Source organism: Paenibacillus pectinilyticus (assembly GCF_001700435.1).
Lineage (GTDB): Bacteria > Bacillota > Bacilli > Paenibacillales > NBRC-103111 > Paenibacillus_E > Paenibacillus_E pectinilyticus.
The window spans coordinates 597,174-616,467 of the sequence record NZ_LYPC01000028.1; the positions used below are offsets into that span (position 1 = coordinate 597,174).

The window sequence follows — 19,294 nt, forward strand, 5'->3', positions numbered from 1 at the left end:
GCGTATGCTTGCTCTCTTTCTTTTGCCTATCGGGAAAGATGTTCGTTTGCTCTGCTTCACCCCAGATATATCCTACTTAGCTCTACTGCCACGATATCTAATCACTGTGATTGCATTCAAAAGGATCGTTACTATGAGAAGCACTGCCGCGACGGGCGCCATAGTACCCGTAATGTCCATGAGAGCAGACCAATCCTCACTTTTTACCAGATGATAGTTATAGAAAATTTGGAAACATAGCGCAATTGCACAAGAACTAATGCTCATAAAGGAAAGTACAACCCAGTTTCGATGGTCACTTTTTCCGTATCGTATAAGATTAACAACAGGAAGTATCCACGCCATTAATCCAAGCACGAGGCTACCGAGATTAAGCAATCCACTCATTTCTAATCCCCCTTATTAAAAAAAGCCGCAACTACGCGACTTTTAAGCATCTTGTATGTCTCAACTAAATTACTTCTTATCAATCAAAATAAAGCCATTCATCACACACAAATCTTTGTTGCTCTTCAGGTGGTCGTATACGGCTTGTTGCAGGCTGCTTTTTCTAGGGAGTTTCTCCAGATCCGGATTCGTTGTGCTGAATACAAAGAACAGAAATGACGAGTTCCTCACAACACCGCTGACGAGCTTAAACATGGAGCTAAATTTGTTAATGTTGCTGTCAGGACCCAAAATGTCCTTAAAATGCGGAGTAAGCAGCCAAGAGTCGCAAATGAACGCCTTGTAGTTATACTCGCTGAAATACGTTTGATAGAACGCCAGTGCTTGTTCGAATGATTCTCTGCATTTTTCCGCATCTAACGGTTCATAGCCCGGAATATGCACATCCAGCACATAGTCGTCTTCCCCCAGAACGAGATCATACTCCTCTTTGACAAGGGCCACCTGTTTCTTCATCATAAGGCCATTCACAAGAACACAATTCGAATGAATAGCGGTATCGGTTTCTAGCAATTGCGCTGTAAAGATGCTTCTTCCCAAATCTGTGCTAGGGGGCGCAGCAGTAAATCCTTCCTTCTCATCGAACTCCACTTGATCATGAGGGAGAATCACGATTTCGCCAGTCTCTTTATTTCGATAGACGTTTGCTTTTATATAATTTTTCTTATATATAAATTGCAATCGTCCCAATCTGAAAATTTCATTTTTAAAATGGTTTTTCAACCATCGAAGCTCTTCAAATCCATCTTTCTGATGTCTATCTTGATAGCCGCGAATCCATAAATTCACGTCGCTAAACGTATGGAGCAAGATCTCCTTGGGCAACTTGTGTTTCTCATAAAACGCTAGAACGTCTTCGAATTTCTCCAACAATACAAGGAGTGGAAAAAAGTTTGGACCTTGCAAATGATTAGCCACATTAACTTTTACTTCCTCGGATATATCATTCTGATTCTCTACAAAAATTTGATTTCTTGCCAATTCCAATTGCTCTTTCAAAAAATCTGAGTGCTCAATCTCATCAAAGCATCGTAGAATCAGATCCAAATGATAACTATCAATTTGCAAATATTCGTTCATTTTTTCGATATACGTTCGATCCATCTGTGATTCCTCCTAATTTACGCTGCTCCCTACAAATACGGATAACCAAATTATACAACATAATATCGTGTAATTCTGCCAAATACTACAGGAATGGAATGTAATTGAAGTCACAAACATGTAACATGTTGCCCATTGTGCATGATTGCCCAATGGGCAATAATATTACTATGCATATAGGTGGAGTGGTTTACCATTCCAGTGGAATGAGGTGTACGCATAGGCGTTAATCCATGAACAAAAAGAACTTACGTGATATTAAAAAAGAAGCAACTGCCTTTGCAATCGCCGATGCTGCATTTGAGCTCGTGCTAGAACGAGGATTTGACGGCTTCGTAGTCGATGATATTGTGCAGCGTGCTGGTTACGCCAGAAGAACGTTCGCCAATCACTTTTCCTGCAAAGAGGAAGCCGTGGTGATGTCAGTACTATCCATCAAAGGTAAGAACGAAGCTGAGGATTTGATTACGGGTATGCCTGCCAACACACCTCCGCTCGACATTCTGTATCATTTGATGAAAATGCGTCTGACGACCGAGCTTCTCTGGAAAATGCGCAAACTCATCTCGCTCTCGAAGCAGAATCCCACGTTAGTCCCCTACATGTTAAGCGTCATGCGACGCTTGCAGCTGGAGTGCCAGGCTCTATTAGGTGGTTTGTATTCGGGACGTTACCCTGAAAGTTATACGCACATACTCGCCGGTGCAGTCTTCGGAGCGGTAGTGCCCCTGCTCGACGGCAGTCTAAACGTACGGTTTCCAGATCAATCCCCTACTGACTTACCCGACGCCATGTCATTCGATCAATTTTTGGATATGACTTTTGACTACTTACGCAAAGGTTTCTAATTTCCCACAATCTTAGCTTCATACCAAAGGAGAATCATCACGTTATGTCATCATTCCTGTACAGAGTGGGCAAATCCGCCTACGACAAACCCTGGTATTTCATTATCAGTTGGATCGCGATTCTAGGCATTGTTCTAGCCTTACTCGGTGTGAACGGCATCCATGGCAGTTCCGAGATGAAAATCGAGGGCACCGAATCGCAAAAGGTCTTGGACCAATTGGCGCAAGAGCTGCCAGCGGCTTCAGGCGGACAAGCCAGTATTGTGTTCACGGCACCTCAAGGCGAACGCCTAGACACGCCAGAACGTTTGGCTGCAATTAGCAAGGCCGTTAACGACGTCTACACCTTGGACTACGTGATTAATCCCGCCAAATTAGCGGCGGAAGCAGGCGCATCTGCTGCTGCACCTCAGTCAAGTGAAGCTGCGCAGCAAGCTGCACCACCGGCTGAAATGCCTCCCTATGGCCCTTTGATGGTGAACGGCGCTCCGGTACCCGGTGTGATGCTGGCGTCCAATGGCAGTGTTGCACTGTTCCAGTTCCAATTCACGGTTCAGCAGATGTCCTTGCCGAAATCCGTTCCTGATTCTGTCATTCAAGCTGCTATGGCTGTCCAACAAACCGGCATTACGGCATTGCCTAGCGACTCGCTTACGACCAAAACCTCCGTCGGCTCAACCGAAGGTCTCGGACTTATCGTCGCCGCAGTTGTATTGTTGATGACGCTCGGCTCCGTTGTGGCTGCTGGCCTGCCGCTTTTGACCTCCATCCTTGGTGTAGGTATCAGCGTAGGAGGCGCATTCGCGTTCTCGAAATTCATTCATATGACCGACGTTACGCCAGCTCTGGCGCTCATGGTCGGCCTTGCAGTCGGTATCGATTATTCCCTCTTCATCGTAAATCGTCAGCGCCGTATGATGCTCGATCAAGGACTGAGCGCACGCGAAGCGGCGAGCAGAGCGATCGGTACGGCTGGGGGCGCGGTATTTTTTGCCGGCCTGACTGTCATTATTGCTTTGTGCGGTATGCTCGTCATTGGCATTGAGTTTCTATCCACGATGGCACTGGTTGCCGCGGCAAGTGTTCTCGTCAACGTATTAATTGCTCTGACCTTGCTACCTGCATTACTCGGTTTAGTAGGTGAGCGTATCATTTCGGCTAAAACACGCACCAAAAACAGTGCCCGTACGACCTCAGCACCAAAGCATGGGGTTGCCCATCGCTGGGTGAACGGGGTTTTGAAGTATCGTTGGCTTGTTATTGTAGGTGTCATCGTCGTCCTGGGTGTTGCTGCGATTCCCGCCGCGAAGATGGAGATGGGGATACCTTCTGGCGCCTCCGCGAATTTAGATACATCCGCAAGACAGAGCTACGATGCGATTTCAAGAGGTTTCGGGGAAGGATTCAACGGTCCGCTGCTCTTGGTTGCTGAAACCAAAAGCGCATCTAGCCCTGTCACTCCGGACATGCTGAACAAACTTGTTCAGGACATCCAAAAGCATAAGGATGTTTCGATGGTGACACCGATGGGTGTTAACAAAACCGGCAATATGGCCATTATTAGCCTTATTCCGAAATCAGGGCCAACGGATACAGCTACTAAAAACCTAGTCGAGGAGCTCCGCGCTTCCGATTCAAGCATTGCGCAAACTTACGGTGTTACGATTGGCGTAACGGGGTTCACTGCCATCAACATCGATATGTCATCAAAGCTTGCGGAGGCATTCCCGATCTATGTCGGGGTGATTGTCATCCTCTCGCTAATTATTCTGCTGCTCGTATTCCGATCCGTAATTGTTCCGATTAAAGCCACCGTTGGATTTCTCCTTAGCGTGCTCGCCACTTTTGGCATCACGACAATGGTGTTCCAATGGGGATGGGTCCATTCCTTATTCGGCTTCGACACTGGCGGACCGCTATTAAGCTTTATGCCGATCATGGTCACCGGTATTCTGTATGGCCTCGCGATGGATTATCAAGTCTTCCTCGTCAGTTCCATGCGTGAGTCCTATGTACACGGCCATCGTGGTACCAAGAGTGTCGTCAGCGGATACGATCAAGCTAGTCGTGTTGTTGTAGCCGCAGCTGTCATCATGGTCTCTGTCTTTGCAGGCTTCATATTCGCACCTGACATCATGATCAAACAGATCGGGTTTGCACTGGCAGCAGGTATTCTGATCGACGCATTCATCGTCCGTATGGCGTTAGTACCTGCCGTTATGGCGGTCTTTGGCGATAAGGCTTGGTGGCTCCCGAAATGGATCGACCGTATCTTGCCTAACCTAGATGTCGAAGGCGATAAACTCATCGCTGAGTTGAAAGCCAAGGACGCTAAAGATAACAAGGATGTTAAACGAAATCCTCGAATAGTGCATTAAATCAAGGAACGCCGGTACATACCTGTTGGTATATTACCGGCGTTTTTCACCTCTATGGCACCACAATTTGCTCCAAAATCAATCCGCTTTGCACATCCATCCGCCAAAAAGTCCAGTCACATAAAACTTAGTGATATGCGTAAAGCCAGCTTCTGTCAGTAAGCATTCGATTTCCTTTTCAGGAATGAAAGAAATTTTCATAATGCCTCCTCCTTCTACCATGTCCTGCACTCTCTTAGGTTCGGTTCCGGCATCTAACCAAAAGCTTTTCCATACTTGTAATCGGTCTTGCAGTTCAGCAGCTTGGGGGTCTCCGTATGCGGTAACAAGCACAAAGGGCGCTCCTGGTTTCATATGCGCTTTAACCGTTTGGAGCAGCTTCAACTTCTCCTTAACATCGTTAACGAAATGAAGCACGAGGATGCAGCTTGCCGCGTCGAACTTCGCGTCTGATGGCTGCACGTCGTCCATTGTTCCCTGGATGAGTGTGACGCGGCTTTCTATATCCAGCTGTGCGGCTTTATGTTTAGCTATCTTAAGCATCTCTTCTGAAATGTCGACGCCCGTGAATGACCAGTTTGGGTTAGACGGTCCCCATGCGGACAGTTCATTGCCGCCTCCCGCGCCGACCACGAGTAAAGACGCTTCTTTTTCACCGAGTTGCATTCGAAAATAAGCTTGCGCCATCGTGAACAACGCATCATACGTGGGAATTGAAATTCGCGCATTTTTCTCGTAAGCAAGCGCCATTTCGGGATTGTACGGTTTATTGATCATGACCGCGTCCCCAATCTTCCATAAGCAGTTCACTGTTGATACCTATACCCGCCAAAGCCCCTAAGGAAGCGGCTGTTATCGCTTGATACATCTCCGTTGCCGCATCTCCTGCACCATAAACGCCTGGCACACTCGTTTTGCCAAACTTATCAACTACGACCGTCCCCGTTTCAGTCATCTCACAACCTAATGTTTTCGGCAGCCCCGATGCTGTTACAAGCTTCGGTCCGAAGAAGATCCCTGTACACGGAAGGATAGCACCATCCTCCAGCTCAACATATTGCACTATCCCTTCAGTAGATACAATGGATCGGATGGGGGCATCATAGATAGGAACGTTATGTTGCGTGAGTTCCTCTCGATCTGCACTTGTCATGTCATCAGATCCGTTCAGGCAAATTGTAAAACGTTTCGTCCATCCGGACATCACTTTGGCAAAATGGGCCGCATGTGCGCCATTCACGATTAAGACCAGCGCCTGGTCTCTTAATTCCCAACCATCGCAATACGGACATACGAAGGCGCTTGTACCATAGACGTCGGCCAAACCTTGAATATCAAGCGGCACGTCCTTCTTCCCTACTGCAAAAAGCACCTTTTTGCTCCCATGCGTTATGCCCTGAGCGGTCGTTATTTGAAAATGGCCATCGGTTCCCGTGATCGATGCAGCTATATCCGCCACAAAGGTGACGGATGGATAGGCACTGATTTGTTCCTTCGCAATCCGCCGAAACTCGCTTGGACTGACCCCATCTCTCGTAAGAAAACCGTGCGTCTCGCGAGTAACCTGGTTCCGTGGCCTGCCTTCATCTAGGATGAGCACGTTTTTTCTAGCCCTACCTAGGACAAGACCTGCATTTAGACCTGCTGGCCCTCCGCCAATAATAATGCAATCGTATGTCATCGTCATTTTCCTTCCCATTTTGTATTATTAGAGATTTTAAAGATACTTATTATCTATAATTAAACTTGTAAAAAGGACGGATCTTACTCCGTCTTAAGTACCTTCACTACATCTGCTATCTTCTTACTTGCCAAATACTGCTCCATTTGTCGCTCGGCATCCATCACAACCTGTTGAATCAGACACTCATCTCCGTGATTGATGTTACACTCGAACAAAGAAGCCGTTCCTTCGATCGCATGAATGATATCTAGAAAGGAGATATCCTCCTGCTTATGTCGGAGGCGATATCCACCGTTTGCACCCGGTGAGGACTGAATCAGCCCAGCTTTAACAAGCTTCGTCATCAACTTCGATAAATAAGTCTGGGAAACACCCAGCTTATCAGCCAACACTTGCACGCCAACAGGCTTGTCAGGTGCCGACGCTACCAGGTAAGCCATCGCGTGGAGCGCATTGTCGGTCGCCTGTGAGTATTTCATCCTGCACCTCCACCCTCATTAAGGACTTTATGAGTCTATAATAGCTATAATACATCTGGAATGCAAGTATTGCTTATAATTTGCCGTCTCGCCTCACCAATTCAAAAAAAGAGACCCACAGCAAACGGGCCGCGGGTCTAAGAAATCTATATGAAAGGGGGGTTGAATATAAGTATAGAATCACTTCCTTAAACCCACATGAAGATAAGATTTCATTTATCTTAAAATTTATAAGAATCACGATTACTATGATATAAAACATGTTTATATAACGAACTGCTTTCCTCAACTTTAGGATGATTAAACACTTTTACAAAGCGCATTCCAATGTTCATCATAACTTTTTTGGAAGGCTCATTCACATCGGCTGTAAAACTGTAAACATCACGAAGACCTAGTTTGGTAAAACCATGCTGTAAGCAGGCTTTAGCTCCCTCCGTGGCATAACCTTTTCCCCAAGCCTCTTGTTTCAATCTCCAGCCTATTTCTATACACGGTGTAAAATCAGATTCGAATGTTGCCTTATGAAATCCGATAAAGCCTATAAATGCTTGAGTCTCTTTTATTTCTAAAGCGTAAAATCCAAATCCACACGCTTTCAACTCGGATACGATCGCTTCATAGAACGTAATTGTTTCGTCCGTCGTTAACGTCTTTGGAAAATATCTCATCACCTTTGCATCCGCATTAAGCCGACAAAACGGCTCTAAGTCGGATGCTTGCCAGTCTCTTAATAGCAGTCTCGCTGTCTCGATATGTATCATTTCGCCCCTCCTTTAGGTCACTCGACTCTCTGGGGCCGCTATATGAATCTACACACTACCCCTTTTACCCGCTAATTAATAATTCCATGCGAAACAATTTCAACCTTCATTGAAACCTGAAAATTCACCTTCGGATACGCCGTCTCCCAGTCCATCTTCTTCCACTCGTTTGGATAAAAAGCCATCACATCCCGCGCGATGCCCAAAGCGTCTGAATTCGCCTTCGTAAGCAGCTTGCAAATGTCATTCGCTTCGTCTGTTATCAATTCGGAGAATCGCTGACTTAATTGTTCGATCTTCTTTTGCTCAGATAAGTCATCATGGGAAAATTCGATCAAGGAGGCTTTCATGCTCAGATCCAGCTTCACCTGAACCTGGCCTTCCTCGTCGATCCAGACATGCTTATCCCGCTTTAAATTTGAAATATTTAATGATAAATAGTCAGAAGGTTCATCCTCGGATGAATCCCCCTTCACTTTTCGTGTAATCACACAGATATTAGCTTTGTTTCCATTCATCAAAAGACACAACGTAGATTGTTCGGGGGTTAATGAATATCCTGTATATTTACGAACATGCAAGAGCGCTAAGCCATCCACAACGGCCTTATCTGACTCTTTCCTGAGCAGTGGAATCACGGGATCACGCCCTGGATCATGTAAAGTAGGATACAGAGAGTGCAAGGTTATCGAGGGGATGATTGTTTCATACCTAGCGCTCATGAGAATTTTGCGCAAGTACTCTCCTGCGGTTGCAGACCCGATCCGTTCAAGACTAATCAAGTCGCCGGCTTTTCCCCGAACGATCGCCACTTTGGCCAGCATTGGGTCATTTGCATTACGAAAAGTGGAGTCGAGGATATCCGCTAAATCTTTCTTCGCGAGTTTTTCGCTGATGAGCATGACTTGATTTTTGGAAGTGCCGATCGGACCGGCAATTTGCAATCCTATTTTTTTATATAATGACTCTTGCAGCGTAGGTCCTGTAGCACTTAATACCTCATGAACGGGTGCTGTTCGCTCCTTCCCGCCGGGGGATTGGATGGTCACGGTTGTGACAATGTCGTTCTTCTCGTTCAGGTCAACGGAAGTTGCGTAGATGAGCTGCAGGTTTTTGAGTTCATTATGATAGTTACAGCCCGAAAGCAGCAGCGCCACTACACACCCAACGCCTAGACTTCTCATGCTGGTAATTGCCCCCTTTTTCCCATCAGCCATGCCACGATTAAAAGAACAATCGGAATCCCAAGAATGATAAAACTTTCAAACTGCGTGATTTGCTCTAGAAGCTGGATTCTTTTCTCCGATCGCCAAAATAACCCCGTTGCACATACGATTGGCACTAAATAATACATGGCTTTTCGGTGCTCATTTCCGTGAAACAGATAGCCTAGTCCCTTTCCAGTACAATATAAATAACTGATGAGCGTTGCTGTCACTTTTACCAGCCAGATCGAAAGAAAGAGCAGATCTAACCGTTCGAGAAACGGCAGCGAAATCCCATTCAAGTAATAAGGCACTGGTTGCGGGATGAAATTAAGCGACTCTGGACTGAAATTGAGATAACACACGAGAACAACAATCAAGAAAAAGGCAGTAGCCAAGCCATTCGCCCACAGGATGGGAGTCAGCAGGCTCTTTCCTTTGGTTTCTATATCCGAATTCAACACGAGCAGTACCTCAAAACCTAGAAAGGAGAGTACAGAACTTTTGATCCCCAACATAATGGGGTGCAAGCCCTCTTGTCCAATTGGCAGTAAAAAACGATAGTCCATCGTGCGATAACTTGTCAGCATCATCGCCACCATAATAATGATCAACAACGTAATCAACGCATGATAACGGGCAATAATCCGAATGTTTTCCTTGGCAAGATAGAAACAAACCAAACAATTCGCAACGATCAAGAGCCAAGGATTCGTAAACGGCAATATCCATAGCTCAACGAATGTCATTTCCAGCAGTAGAATGAGGCAGGTTGTAAAGGTAAAATGAGCGATAAATATCCATGTGATTGTATTTCCCACCCATTTCCCAACGATCTGAGGTACAAATTCGTAGAGGTTCTTTCCGGGAAACCTTTTGCACAAGAGGACATAAGCCGTCAGGATAAGCTGCACACCGGCACCTGCGACAAGAACAGAAATCCATCCATCTGCGCCTGCGGCTTTATGTAAATCATAAGGAAATGATAGAACGGCAATGCCGATCTGCGTCTGCAAAATGAAGGCAAATAATTGAATCCGTGTCATGACGCCCTCCTGTCCGAAGCTTTCCCGCCAAAGATCCGTTTCGGCAGCTGAATAAGTGTAGACAGAATACGCTTTGGTTTAAAAGGCATAAACGGATAAAAGTAAGGCACACCGAACGTTTCAAGTTTACTTAAATGCATGAATAACAAGCTAAAGCTAAACGAGATGCCCACGAAGCCCATCAAAGACGATGCGATCATAATTGGAAACGAAATAAGCCGAATGGCAAGTCGCATTTCATGCGAGGGTACGCTGAAGGAAGCGACTGCTGTGAGCGAAATTACGACAATCATTGTCGTGGAAACTAAGTTCGCGTTCACGACCTCACTCCCAATAACAAGTCCGCCAACAATGGACAGTGTTGATGAGATCGATTTCGGCAGGCGGATAGCCGCTTCTCGGAGAAGTTCCAGCACAATGATCATGAACATCGCTTCCATGAAGGGATTGAACGGGACATTTTCCAAGGAAGCTTTCAAGGAGAAGACCAAATCGATTGGCAACACATCAAAGTGGTTCGAAACAATAGCAATATACACGGAAGGCAGAGCTATGCCGATCATGACGCTGATGAAGCGAAGAAATCGGAAAAAAGTCCCGTTCCACCATCTGACATTGAAGTCATCCGCCGCTTGGAAAAACATAAAAAACGTTACTGGTAGAATCGTCGCAAACGAACTGCCATCCACCATCAACGCTACGCGTCCCTCCATTAAATGCGCCACTGTGCTATCCGGTCTTTCGGTAAAAAGCATTTGTGGAAAGATCGAGAAATGACTGCTTTCCAACCGATCAGTAATTTGACCTGGGGATTTAATAAAGGTTGCCTGATTCGTGAGCAGATTCGCGATAATTTCGTCGACAACGTTCATATCTGCAACATCGCACATGTACAGCAGCGTGACATTCGTCGGGCTTTCGGAACCTAATGTGAAATGCCGTTCAACCAGATTCGCATTCTTCAACCGTTGGTGGATTAATTGCGCGTTGATGGTAATATCATCTACAAAGCCTACATGAGATCCCCTAACGGTTTGCTCATTTTGAGGTTCTCCCACGCTGTGTACAAGGTTTGCACTTGCATCTACCAAGACAATATCCGCTCTTTGCTGGAGCAAGATGGCGCATTTGCCCTGAAGCATCCCTGCCGCTGCCGCCTTCAAATCCGTGACCACTTCTATGTCTAAAATGGGAAGAACATCTTCCAAACGGCCTTCTTTGGCCTGCAGTAACGGTCGCAGAATATTAGCTTGCAGCTTATCGGTATCCGTAACTGTCGTCAGATAAAGGAGACTGCCTTGGCTTCCATGCAAGGTAAAATCTCTGGAACGCACATCATCAGAGGAATGGAAACATTGAAAAAGATTCCGTATATTCGTCTCCATCTCATCCGAGATAAGAAATGAATCCTGCTCCGTTTCCATAACATCCCTCCGTCCGAACACATTTCCGTTAGTATTTACCAGTTTCACGGGATTATCCAGATAACGCCATGCGAAAAACCGCTCAGGCAGGATGCCTGGAAATCACAAAGCCCCCCGGCCAATTAAGCAGCCAAGGGGGCTTCGTGATCAACTATTAACCCAAATCTGGAGTATCCGTCAGTTCAATAACGGTCTCTTCCGTGTGATGCAGCTCTAATACGATGATTTCGTTACGTCCGGTTCTTAGTAACGGCGCTGGTACATACAGCGTATTTTGGGGTCCTTTTGACCAGAAGCGTCCGAGGTTAAAGCCGTTGATCCACACGACTCCTTTCGTCCAGCCCGCTAGTTTAACGAACGTGTCTCCTGTCTCATCTACAAGAAACTCCCCGCGATAGAAGGTCGGGCGGTCACCGAAGTTGCTGGCTGTGCTCGTTTCTGATCCGGCAGCCTCTGAGCCTGCTTCCACGCGTCCGAACGGGATTGCAGCTATATTGTCTAGTGGGAGTGGATATATCGTCCAGTCAAAAAGGAATTGATTATTCATCCGCACGCCCTCTGTGATGCCTTTACAATCTCGAAGACGCGGTCCATAGTTAACCCGGCCCATGTTCTCAACGACGATGTCGAGCTTCGCTCCCCCAGCAGGAATGTCCATCTGGAGTGGACGCGCATCCCAGCGTTCTACCGTCCCCTGATATACCCCATCCAAGAAGACTTGTGCGCGGTCGTGTACGTCCTGAAGGTGCAGACTTTCACCAGTCCGTGGTCCGGATACCCTCGTCGAATAGACGATGAAGCCATAGTCCTGCCCAAGTAGTTCCATTGGTACTGGGGTAGTACGCTCGATTCCTTTGGTCAAATAAGACAGAGTATCCAGCACATCAGCCTTTTCAGTCAAAGCCACTTTCCCGTAGCTTTTCTTCTTAATCGGCGCGGGCAGCGCTGGAAGCTCCTCTTCCTTTTTCCCCAAGTGGCTGGCTATTACCTTACGCACTGCGTTGAACTTTTCCGTCACATCGCCGCATTCGGATAACGGTGAATCATAATCGTAGCTGGTAATCGTCGCTTCATACTTGTCATGGTAATTCGCTCCATTGTAAAATCCGAAGTTCGTTCCACCGTGGAACATGTAGAAATTGACCGAAGCACCCGCGCGCAGCATCCTGTCAAAAACATCCGCAACATCCCCAGCGTCTCTTGTGTGATGCAGTTTCAGCCAGTGATCGAACCACCCGTTCCAGTACTCCATGCAAAATAGCGGTTCATCTTCGCGATATTGGCGGAATTTCTCGAAAGCCGCTTCCGGCTGTGAGCCGAAATTCACTGTAGCCAGTGTGCCTGGAACCGTTCCTCCTTGCAACATGCCATCCTCGGGACCATCAGACGTAAATAGCAAAACATCCACGCCACGGCTGATTAAGCCATCCCTTAAATAGGTTAAATACGCCGTATCGTTCCCGTAGCTGCCGTATTCATTCTCAATTTGCATCGCTAGAATGGGACCGCCATTCGTACTAAGCAACGGCGTTAAACGAGGAATCAACTCATCGTAGTAGCGATCCACTTTTTGCAAATACATCGCGTCCATACAACGTAATTTCATTGTCGGATATTGAAGCAGCCACGCCGGAAATCCGCCAAACTCCCACTCTGCACAAATGTAAGGACTAGGCCGCACGATGACATGCAAACCCAGGTTTCCTGCCAGTTGCACGAATTTCTCCACATCCGCAAGACCGCTGAAGTTGAATGCCCCTTCCTTCGGTTCGTGCAAATTCCAAGGTACATACGTCTCAACTGTGTTAAATCCACAGGCTTTCAGCTTCAACAACCGGTCTTCCCAATATTCAGGCACCACGCGAAAATAATGAATAGCTCCTGACAAAAGTTGAATGGGCTCGCCATCTAGTAGAAATTGCTTATTTCCAGCCGTTAAAATAGCCACGATTATCCCTCCGAATTATGCTTCTAAGTGGTCTTACTTCTCCTCTCATCATCGCTGATTCAGGCATTCCAACTCAATCGCCAAATGGCGCATGTTCTATACCAAATGTGCCAAAATCATGCTATCATTAAACCTAATTCCTAGTCGATACGAAAAGGGGGCGTGAACTCGTTTATGGTTGATGTGTATCGTTTTCCTAACCTCATTAACACCCTACAAGTCGTAGGCTGCCATTTCGGCTTACAGTCCCCGGGCTGGCAATACCCTCGGCATCACCATCATTTGTTTGAGCTCCTGTACTGCTCGGAGGGAGAAGTTGTTCAAGAAATGAACCGTGATGCGATTACCATGCGGGCAGGGGACTGGTTACTGATTAAATCTGGCATCAGGCACCGCTCCTCCAATACGAGCAACGTGCCCTATGGCTATTTCAATGTGCATTTTGATCTGGACGACACGGAAATTCGGAGTCTGCTCGCTGCTGCCGCTTATCAGTATATCCCTCACCAGATGGCTGAACAGAGTAAGCTTCGCTTCTATGTCAGCGAGCTTGAAGCCGTCATGAATCGTAATCGATCCAATTTGGAAATGCCAGAACATGACCAAATACAGCAGCCCCCGCTCCGTTTCGAGGACAAGCTGTTGTTGCAATCGTATACCTTGCTCATTCTGCATGACGTCCTGCAGTTGCTGCGAGATAAACAGCTTACGGAAGCAAACACGACAAGCGGCCCCGTACATACGGGAATCGTACGGCCAACGAGCCGCGATGCCTCGCTGTTCTCTACCGATGTCGCGCATGCGATCGAGGAGAAGCTAGCTCTTGGACTCGGCGAGGAAGCTTCCGTCGCAGGAATCGCCAAAGAGCTAAACATGAGCCGCAGCCAGTGCAGCAAGCTGTTCTCCAAAGTATACGGCCTGTCGCCGCGCCAGTATGTCAGCCAACTGAAGCTCAAGCAGGCCAAAGAGCTGCTCGTTACCACGCACATGTCGATGAGCGACATTGCCGAGAAGCTTGGCTTTCAATCGGCCAGCCACTTCTCACGGCAGTTTCGTCGCTGGACCGGTCAGTCGCCAAGCGATTTCCGGCCGAAGCACCGTGCGGTCGGAAAGAGCGACTGACTCGGGCGCGACTGCCGTGGTTGGTGCTCGGATAGTCGGGAAAGACGACTATCTCAGGCGCGACTGCCGTGATGGGTGCTCGGATAGTCGGAAAAGACGACTATCTCGGGCTCGATTGCCGCGCCGGGCGGCCTGTTAGTCGGAAAAGACGACTATCTCGGGCTCGATTGCCGCGCCGGGCGGCCTGTTAGTCGGAAAAGACGGCTATCTCGGGCGCGACTTCCTCGATGGTCGGCCTGTTAGTCGGAAAAGACGACTATCTCAGGCGCGACTGCCTCGATGGGCGGCCGGTTAGTCGGAAAAGACGACTATCTCGGGCTCTATTGCTTCGATGGGCGGCCAGTTAGTCGGAAAAGACGACTATCTCGGGCTCGATTGCCGAGATGGGTGCTCGGATAGTCGGAAAAGACGACTATCTCAGGCCCGATTACCTCGATAGGCGGCCAGTTAGTCGGGAAAGACGACTATCTCCGGCGCGACTACCGTGATGGGCGGCCGGTTAGTCGGGAAAGACGACTATCTCCGGCGCGATTGCTAGTTTACCGGCACGGTAGTCGACTTTTTCAACTTATAAAGGCGCGACTGCTCGGTTCACGGAGCGGTAGTCGACTTTTTCGACTTTCACAGGCGCGACTGCTCATTTGCCGGCGCGGTAGTCGACTTTTTCGACTTTCACAGGCGCAACTGCTCATTTGCCGGCGCGGTAGTCGATTTTATCGACTTACACAGGCGCGAATGCTCATTTGCCGGCGCGGTAGTCGACTTTTTCGACTTACACAGGCGAGACTACTCGTTTCGCGGCGCGGTAGTCGACTTTTTCGACTTACACAGGCGCGAATGCTCGTTTCCACGGAGCGGTATTCCCATCAACACAGAAAGGCCATTGAATGAACGAGTTACCGTTCCTCCACTGGCCTTCTGCATAACTAAGGCAACCCACTCTTTAGTCTTTACTCTTTACTCTTTTCTTCTCTTTTCTTCTCTTTTCTTCTCTTCTCTTCTCTTCTCTTCTCTTCTCTTCTCTTCTCTTCTCTTCTCTTCTCTTCTCTCCTCTCCTCTATTCTCTTCACGCTTCACGCCTTACTCACTAATCCGTACCTCAATACCCAGCCCCTCCACCGCATCCACCCATTCCTTCGGGCAGCCGGGATCTGTAATCAACATGGATATTTCCTCCAGCTTAGCAACTCTAGCAAACGTCGACAGCCCGAATTTGCTATGATCAACAACTAGAATGGATTCTTCAGCGCGCTGCATCATTTTCCGAGAGATCACAGCCTCAGCCAAATAAAAGTCAGTGATGCCATCCGTTAGTGAAATGCCGCTGCCAGAAATAAACGTTTTATTCACTTTAAACTGATCCAGCAACTGGTCCGTCAGCGCACCTGTCACCGCCTGGCATTCTTGACTGACTTCTCCACCGGCAAAAATAATGCGCCCCCGGAACGTTTCCATCGCCAGATTAAGAATCGGGATTGAGTTCGTTATGATCGTTACATTGGTTTTATCTTTTAAAAAGGGGACAATTTCGATCGTCGTTGTGCCGTTATCCAGCATGATCGTTTCGCCATCTTGAATCAAGGAGGCCGCCAGCTTACCGATGGCTGCTTTTTCTGGCTTCATCATTTGCACGCGGTTTAGAAAGGGCGGCTCGACTAGCTCCATGCGCATTTTGACGGCGCCCCCGTAGACCTTACGCAGCTTGCCTTCTTTTTCCAAACGATCCAAATCACGACGCACAGTTTCTGTCGAAACCGTAAGCAGCTCAGAAAGGTGATGTACCTGTACTTTTCCTTCCATTTCCAAATGGTGGAGTATGGTTATCCGGCGATCTTCATAGGTTAATGACATACTTGCCTCCTAGCATGACCGATAGTTAGTATATCTTGTTGTTTCTTGTTGTTTTCACTAGTGTAGGCGTTCATGGTAGCCGTGTCAATCATGGGAACTCAATATCGAGGCTTCTTTTCTGATTACTTGGCTCCACCCTAACTTCAACTCTGCCTCACCGAAAATTGCTCGTTGACAGTTCCACCTTATCGGATATACAATTGTCAACAAACAACAACATTTATAATAAAATCAACACAATTCCACAATCAAAACATACGGGGGGCTATCATCATGCTCAAGCAGCAACCACTGACTTTTCGCGAGGATCGCACGTTTACAATCACACAATTTACGGATTTACATTGGATTGATGGCCGAACCGAGGATCAACAAACGCTGCGCCTCATGGAAGAAGTGCTTGATGCGGAGCAGCCTGATCTCGTGGTTTTCACAGGCGATATCATCTATACAGGACCTGTTGCGGACGGTGAACACCACTGTGAAGAGCCACTTCAGGCTTTTCGCGATGCGATGCAAGCAGTCGAAGATCGTAAAATTCCATGGGCAGTCGTATTTGGTAATCATGACACCGAATCCCTCATCACAAGAGATGAACTGATGAGCAGCGTGCTGACGTATCCGTACACGTTAACTCAACCTGGACCTGAGAATATTAGCGGCGTCGGCAATTATACGCTTTCTCTTCAAGGCTCCGATGGGCAGACCAAAGCCAATCTTATCTTCCTGGATTCGGGTGCTTACTCACCAGTTCCACATATTGAGGGTTATGATTGGATTCGAAGCGATCAAATCAATTGGTACAAGGAAGAGTCCCGCAAACTTCAAGCAAGCGCATCTGGGCAGCCTATTCCGGCCTTAGCCTTCTTTCATATCCCTATTCCTGAATATCAACAATTGTGGGATACAACGACCTGCTACGGTAACATGTTTGAAGCATCCATCTCTAGCCCGCGTGTTAACTCTGGATTGTTCACGGCCATGCTTGAAATGGGCGATGTTATTGGCACCTTTGTCGGCCATGATCACGTCAACGATTACTGGGGCGATCTGCACGGAATTCGTCTTTGCTTTGGCAGAGCGACAGGCTACAATACGTATGGCAAAGAAGGCTTTCACCGTGGCGCCCGAATGATTCGCCTCCGCGAAGGTGAGCGTGCCTTTGAAACTTGGCTGCGACTCGCTGACGGTACTGTCATTCATAATCAACCCGAACACGCACCAACGCTGTAACCTCACCTACGTTTGGAGTTGATCTATTGTTTACTCTTTCACTTGTTCTCGTTATTGCATCAGGACTTACGCATGCGATTTGGAGCTTGTTTACCAAATGCAGCCTTAACAAAAGCGTCTTCTTATGGTCCATTATTATGGTTACAACCGTTCTCCTACTCCCTTATTTAATCAGAGAATTATGGCTTCATCCCTTGTCCTTATCGGCATACGGTCTTCTCCTGTTATCCGCCTGCTTGCAGGCGGTTTACGCCCTACTCCTAACGCGGACCTACAATATGGGCGATCTTTCGCAGATCTATCCCATCATGAGAGGCACCAATACCTTATTCATCCCCATTGTCGGTGTCCTGTTTTTAAATGAATCGCTATCCTTGCTAGGATGGTTAGGTCTGCTTGGTATGGTGATTGGCTTCCTTTCACTCAGCGGTATTTTTACCAGATTGCGATCTTCAGGGCATACCTCTACAGGATCCCTTAAACCCTTTCTAATGGCACTTTGTGTGGGCTTGTGCACGACTTGCTACGTACTTGTCGATAAACTAAATCTCTCACATATCTCGCCAATTACCTTATTAGAAGTAACGAATATCGGATTCGTCGCAGGTCTCACTCCTCTTGTTATCGCTTCCAAACAGCTGCGCATGGAGTGGAGATTAAATTTCAAACGGATTGGACTAGGGGCTATTCTCAATCCGGTATCGTACTTGTTGTTCCTTTTTGCCATGAAATATGCACCTGTTGCCCATATCTCACCGATGCGTGAAATCGGGACTGTTTTCGCAACCATTCTAGGTATCGTTGTCCTCAAGGAGAAGCAAGGAACATTACGCATTCTTTGCTCCATTCTCATATTAATAGGCATTCTAATGATCAGCTTTTGGGGCTAAAAAAGGAGGAACATCCATGAACACATGTCAACGTGTAATCATTATCGGTTGGGATGGGGCTGGCACATTCGTCCGTGACGCTCACACCCCGAATTTGGACCGTTTATTCGCAACAGGGGCTCATACCCTGGAAGCACAAACCGCATCGCCTACGATCAGCGCGGAGTGCTGGGGATCACTGCTGCATGGCGTTAACCCTGTGAAACATGGTCTTAACAACAATAAAGCAGGGGCAGAATTATTTCCCGACGATTCGCCCTATCCCTCCATTTTCCGCGTCGCGCGCGAGGCATTCCCTCATGCCCAACTAGCTGCATACAGCGCTTGGAAGCCAATTAACGACGGGATCATTGAACCGTCAATCGACGTTCATAAAATATCGATACCTGACGGCGAGCTTGTACATGCTATAGCAACCTACATAGAAGAAAACCCGGATTTCAAGCTGCTCTATGTGCAGTTGGATTTGCCCGACGCCGCAGGTCACCAGCATGGCTACAATACGCCAGGGCAGCTCCGTGCTATCGAGGAGACAGATCGGCATATGGGCGTTATTATAGAGGCTCTAGTAGAAGCTGATCTGCTAAAAGACAGCCTCATCATTGCCGTCACCGATCATGGCGGTGGAGGCGAGGACGCTTTCAATCACGGCAGTGATCATCCGTTAGACAAAACCATCTTCTGGGGCTGTGCAGGCCCTGGCATCGTACCTGGTACACAGCTCGCGCATGTTGACATTGCCGACACGGCAGCCGTCGTCGCACATGCGCTGGGACTAGAAGCCCCCGCTTCTTGGGAAGCCAAGCTGCCTGTGGGCCTGTTTCACAGCTAAGCATCGTGATACATCAAAGAAACCCTGACTTCGTCCAAA

The 19,294-nt window shown here is 47.6% G+C and carries 17 protein-coding genes; 6 read left to right on the top strand and 11 right to left on the bottom strand.

Translation table 11 applies throughout. The annotated features are described in order from the left end of the window. Nucleotides 1–72: 72 nt before the first annotated feature. The gene (locus A8709_RS30365; RefSeq protein ID WP_065858291.1) at nucleotides 73–387 is read right to left on the bottom strand and encodes a hypothetical protein; all 315 of its coding nucleotides are present in this window, start codon (nucleotides 385–387) and stop codon (nucleotides 73–75) included. A gap of 69 nt (nucleotides 388–456) precedes the next feature. Next, nucleotides 457–1,551 (bottom strand): acyltransferase domain-containing protein, encoded by a 1,095-nt coding sequence (locus tag A8709_RS30370; RefSeq protein ID WP_065858293.1) that lies wholly within the window; start codon nucleotides 1,549–1,551, stop codon nucleotides 457–459. A gap of 233 nt (nucleotides 1,552–1,784) precedes the next feature. Here A8709_RS30370 and A8709_RS30375 point away from each other — a divergent pair, with 233 nt between their 5' ends. Continuing rightward, the gene (locus A8709_RS30375; RefSeq protein WP_065858294.1) at nucleotides 1,785–2,399 is read left to right on the top strand and encodes a TetR/AcrR family transcriptional regulator; all 615 of its coding nucleotides are present in this window, start codon (nucleotides 1,785–1,787) and stop codon (nucleotides 2,397–2,399) included. 44 nt (nucleotides 2,400–2,443) lie between these two features. Then, nucleotides 2,444–4,777 (top strand): MMPL family transporter, encoded by a 2,334-nt coding sequence (locus A8709_RS30380; protein WP_065858296.1) that lies wholly within the window; start codon nucleotides 2,444–2,446, stop codon nucleotides 4,775–4,777. A gap of 78 nt (nucleotides 4,778–4,855) precedes the next feature. On the opposite strand, the gene A8709_RS30385 is transcribed toward A8709_RS30380, so the two are convergent. From A8709_RS30385 to A8709_RS30420, 8 genes are all read right to left on the bottom strand, one after another. Next, a complete protein-coding gene (locus tag A8709_RS30385) occupies nucleotides 4,856–5,554 on the bottom strand; it encodes a class I SAM-dependent methyltransferase (protein ID WP_065858298.1) in 699 nt (232 codons plus the stop codon). Beyond that, nucleotides 5,544–6,464: an NAD(P)/FAD-dependent oxidoreductase gene (locus A8709_RS30390; RefSeq protein ID WP_065858300.1), complete on the bottom strand. Its 921-nt coding sequence runs from the start codon at nucleotides 6,462–6,464 to the stop codon at nucleotides 5,544–5,546. Before A8709_RS30390 ends, A8709_RS30385 begins: the two co-directional genes overlap by 11 nt. Nucleotides 6,465–6,541: 77 nt before the next feature. Then, nucleotides 6,542–6,940: an RrF2 family transcriptional regulator gene (locus tag A8709_RS30395; RefSeq protein WP_065858302.1), complete on the bottom strand. Its 399-nt coding sequence runs from the start codon at nucleotides 6,938–6,940 to the stop codon at nucleotides 6,542–6,544. Between the two features lie 221 nt (nucleotides 6,941–7,161). Next, nucleotides 7,162–7,704 (bottom strand): GNAT family N-acetyltransferase, encoded by a 543-nt coding sequence (locus A8709_RS30400; protein ID WP_065858304.1) that lies wholly within the window; start codon nucleotides 7,702–7,704, stop codon nucleotides 7,162–7,164. Nucleotides 7,705–7,775: 71 nt separating this feature from the next. Further along, nucleotides 7,776–8,888, bottom strand: a complete 1,113-nt coding sequence (locus tag A8709_RS30405; RefSeq protein ID WP_065858306.1) for a Ger(x)C family spore germination protein — start codon at nucleotides 8,886–8,888, stop codon at nucleotides 7,776–7,778. Further along, on the bottom strand, nucleotides 8,885–9,955 hold the full coding sequence (locus tag A8709_RS30410; RefSeq protein WP_065858308.1) for a GerAB/ArcD/ProY family transporter: 1,071 nt from the start codon (nucleotides 9,953–9,955) through the stop codon (nucleotides 8,885–8,887). The genes A8709_RS30405 and A8709_RS30410 overlap by 4 nt, the downstream gene beginning before the upstream one ends. Beyond that, complete coding sequence (locus tag A8709_RS30415; RefSeq protein WP_065858310.1) at nucleotides 9,952–11,379, bottom strand: spore germination protein; 1,428 nt, start codon at nucleotides 11,377–11,379, stop codon at nucleotides 9,952–9,954. The genes A8709_RS30410 and A8709_RS30415 overlap by 4 nt, the downstream gene beginning before the upstream one ends. A gap of 154 nt (nucleotides 11,380–11,533) precedes the next feature. Next, on the bottom strand, nucleotides 11,534–13,327 hold the full coding sequence (locus A8709_RS30420) for a glycoside hydrolase family 35 protein (protein ID WP_244163350.1): 1,794 nt from the start codon (nucleotides 13,325–13,327) through the stop codon (nucleotides 11,534–11,536). A gap of 174 nt (nucleotides 13,328–13,501) precedes the next feature. Between A8709_RS30420 and A8709_RS30425 the strand changes: the two genes are divergently transcribed. Continuing rightward, nucleotides 13,502–14,449, top strand: coding sequence for an AraC family transcriptional regulator (locus A8709_RS30425; RefSeq protein WP_065858314.1), 948 nt, complete (start codon nucleotides 13,502–13,504; stop codon nucleotides 14,447–14,449). Between the two features lie 1,080 nt (nucleotides 14,450–15,529). Here the strand turns inward: A8709_RS30425 and A8709_RS30430 are convergent. Next, nucleotides 15,530–16,300, bottom strand: a complete 771-nt coding sequence (locus tag A8709_RS30430; RefSeq protein ID WP_065858316.1) for a DeoR/GlpR family DNA-binding transcription regulator — start codon at nucleotides 16,298–16,300, stop codon at nucleotides 15,530–15,532. 273 nt (nucleotides 16,301–16,573) lie between these two features. On the opposite strand from A8709_RS30430, the gene A8709_RS30435 reads away from it, so the two are divergent. Genes A8709_RS30435 through A8709_RS30445 form a run of 3 tightly spaced genes read left to right on the top strand, consistent with a single transcriptional unit; the run spans nucleotide 16,574 to nucleotide 19,255 of the window. Further along, on the top strand, nucleotides 16,574–17,533 hold the full coding sequence (locus A8709_RS30435) for a metallophosphoesterase family protein (protein WP_065858318.1): 960 nt from the start codon (nucleotides 16,574–16,576) through the stop codon (nucleotides 17,531–17,533). A 26-nt stretch (nucleotides 17,534–17,559) separates the two neighbouring features. Further along, nucleotides 17,560–18,423, top strand: coding sequence for a DMT family transporter (locus tag A8709_RS30440; protein WP_065858320.1), 864 nt, complete (start codon nucleotides 17,560–17,562; stop codon nucleotides 18,421–18,423). A gap of 16 nt (nucleotides 18,424–18,439) precedes the next feature. After that, the gene (locus tag A8709_RS30445; RefSeq protein WP_065858322.1) at nucleotides 18,440–19,255 is read left to right on the top strand and encodes an alkaline phosphatase family protein; all 816 of its coding nucleotides are present in this window, start codon (nucleotides 18,440–18,442) and stop codon (nucleotides 19,253–19,255) included. Nucleotides 19,256–19,294: the final 39 nt, after the last annotated feature.

What these genes read in the sequence shown, in the direction of transcription:
- A8709_RS30365 (WP_065858291.1), bottom strand. Translation starts at nt 387, where the DNA reads ATGAGTGGATTGCTTAATCTCGGTAGCCTCGTGCTTGGATTAATGGCG.
- A8709_RS30370 (WP_065858293.1), bottom strand. Translation starts at nt 1,551, where the DNA reads ATGGATCGAACGTATATCGAAAAAATGAACGAATATTTGCAAATTGAT.
- A8709_RS30375 (WP_065858294.1), top strand. Translation starts at nt 1,785, where the DNA reads ATGAACAAAAAGAACTTACGTGATATTAAAAAAGAAGCAACTGCCTTT.
- A8709_RS30380 (WP_065858296.1), top strand. Translation starts at nt 2,444, where the DNA reads ATGTCATCATTCCTGTACAGAGTGGGCAAATCCGCCTACGACAAACCC.
- A8709_RS30385 (WP_065858298.1), bottom strand. Translation starts at nt 5,554, where the DNA reads ATGATCAATAAACCGTACAATCCCGAAATGGCGCTTGCTTACGAGAAA.
- A8709_RS30390 (WP_065858300.1), bottom strand. Translation starts at nt 6,464, where the DNA reads ATGACGATGACATACGATTGCATTATTATTGGCGGAGGGCCAGCAGGT.
- A8709_RS30395 (WP_065858302.1), bottom strand. Translation starts at nt 6,940, where the DNA reads ATGAAATACTCACAGGCGACCGACAATGCGCTCCACGCGATGGCTTAC.
- A8709_RS30400 (WP_065858304.1), bottom strand. Translation starts at nt 7,704, where the DNA reads ATGATACATATCGAGACAGCGAGACTGCTATTAAGAGACTGGCAAGCA.
- A8709_RS30405 (WP_065858306.1), bottom strand. Translation starts at nt 8,888, where the DNA reads ATGAGAAGTCTAGGCGTTGGGTGTGTAGTGGCGCTGCTGCTTTCGGGC.
- A8709_RS30410 (WP_065858308.1), bottom strand. Translation starts at nt 9,955, where the DNA reads ATGACACGGATTCAATTATTTGCCTTCATTTTGCAGACGCAGATCGGC.
- A8709_RS30415 (WP_065858310.1), bottom strand. Translation starts at nt 11,379, where the DNA reads ATGGAAACGGAGCAGGATTCATTTCTTATCTCGGATGAGATGGAGACG.
- A8709_RS30425 (WP_065858314.1), top strand. Translation starts at nt 13,502, where the DNA reads ATGGTTGATGTGTATCGTTTTCCTAACCTCATTAACACCCTACAAGTC.
- A8709_RS30430 (WP_065858316.1), bottom strand. Translation starts at nt 16,300, where the DNA reads ATGTCATTAACCTATGAAGATCGCCGGATAACCATACTCCACCATTTG.
- A8709_RS30435 (WP_065858318.1), top strand. Translation starts at nt 16,574, where the DNA reads ATGCTCAAGCAGCAACCACTGACTTTTCGCGAGGATCGCACGTTTACA.
- A8709_RS30445 (WP_065858322.1), top strand. Translation starts at nt 18,440, where the DNA reads ATGAACACATGTCAACGTGTAATCATTATCGGTTGGGATGGGGCTGGC.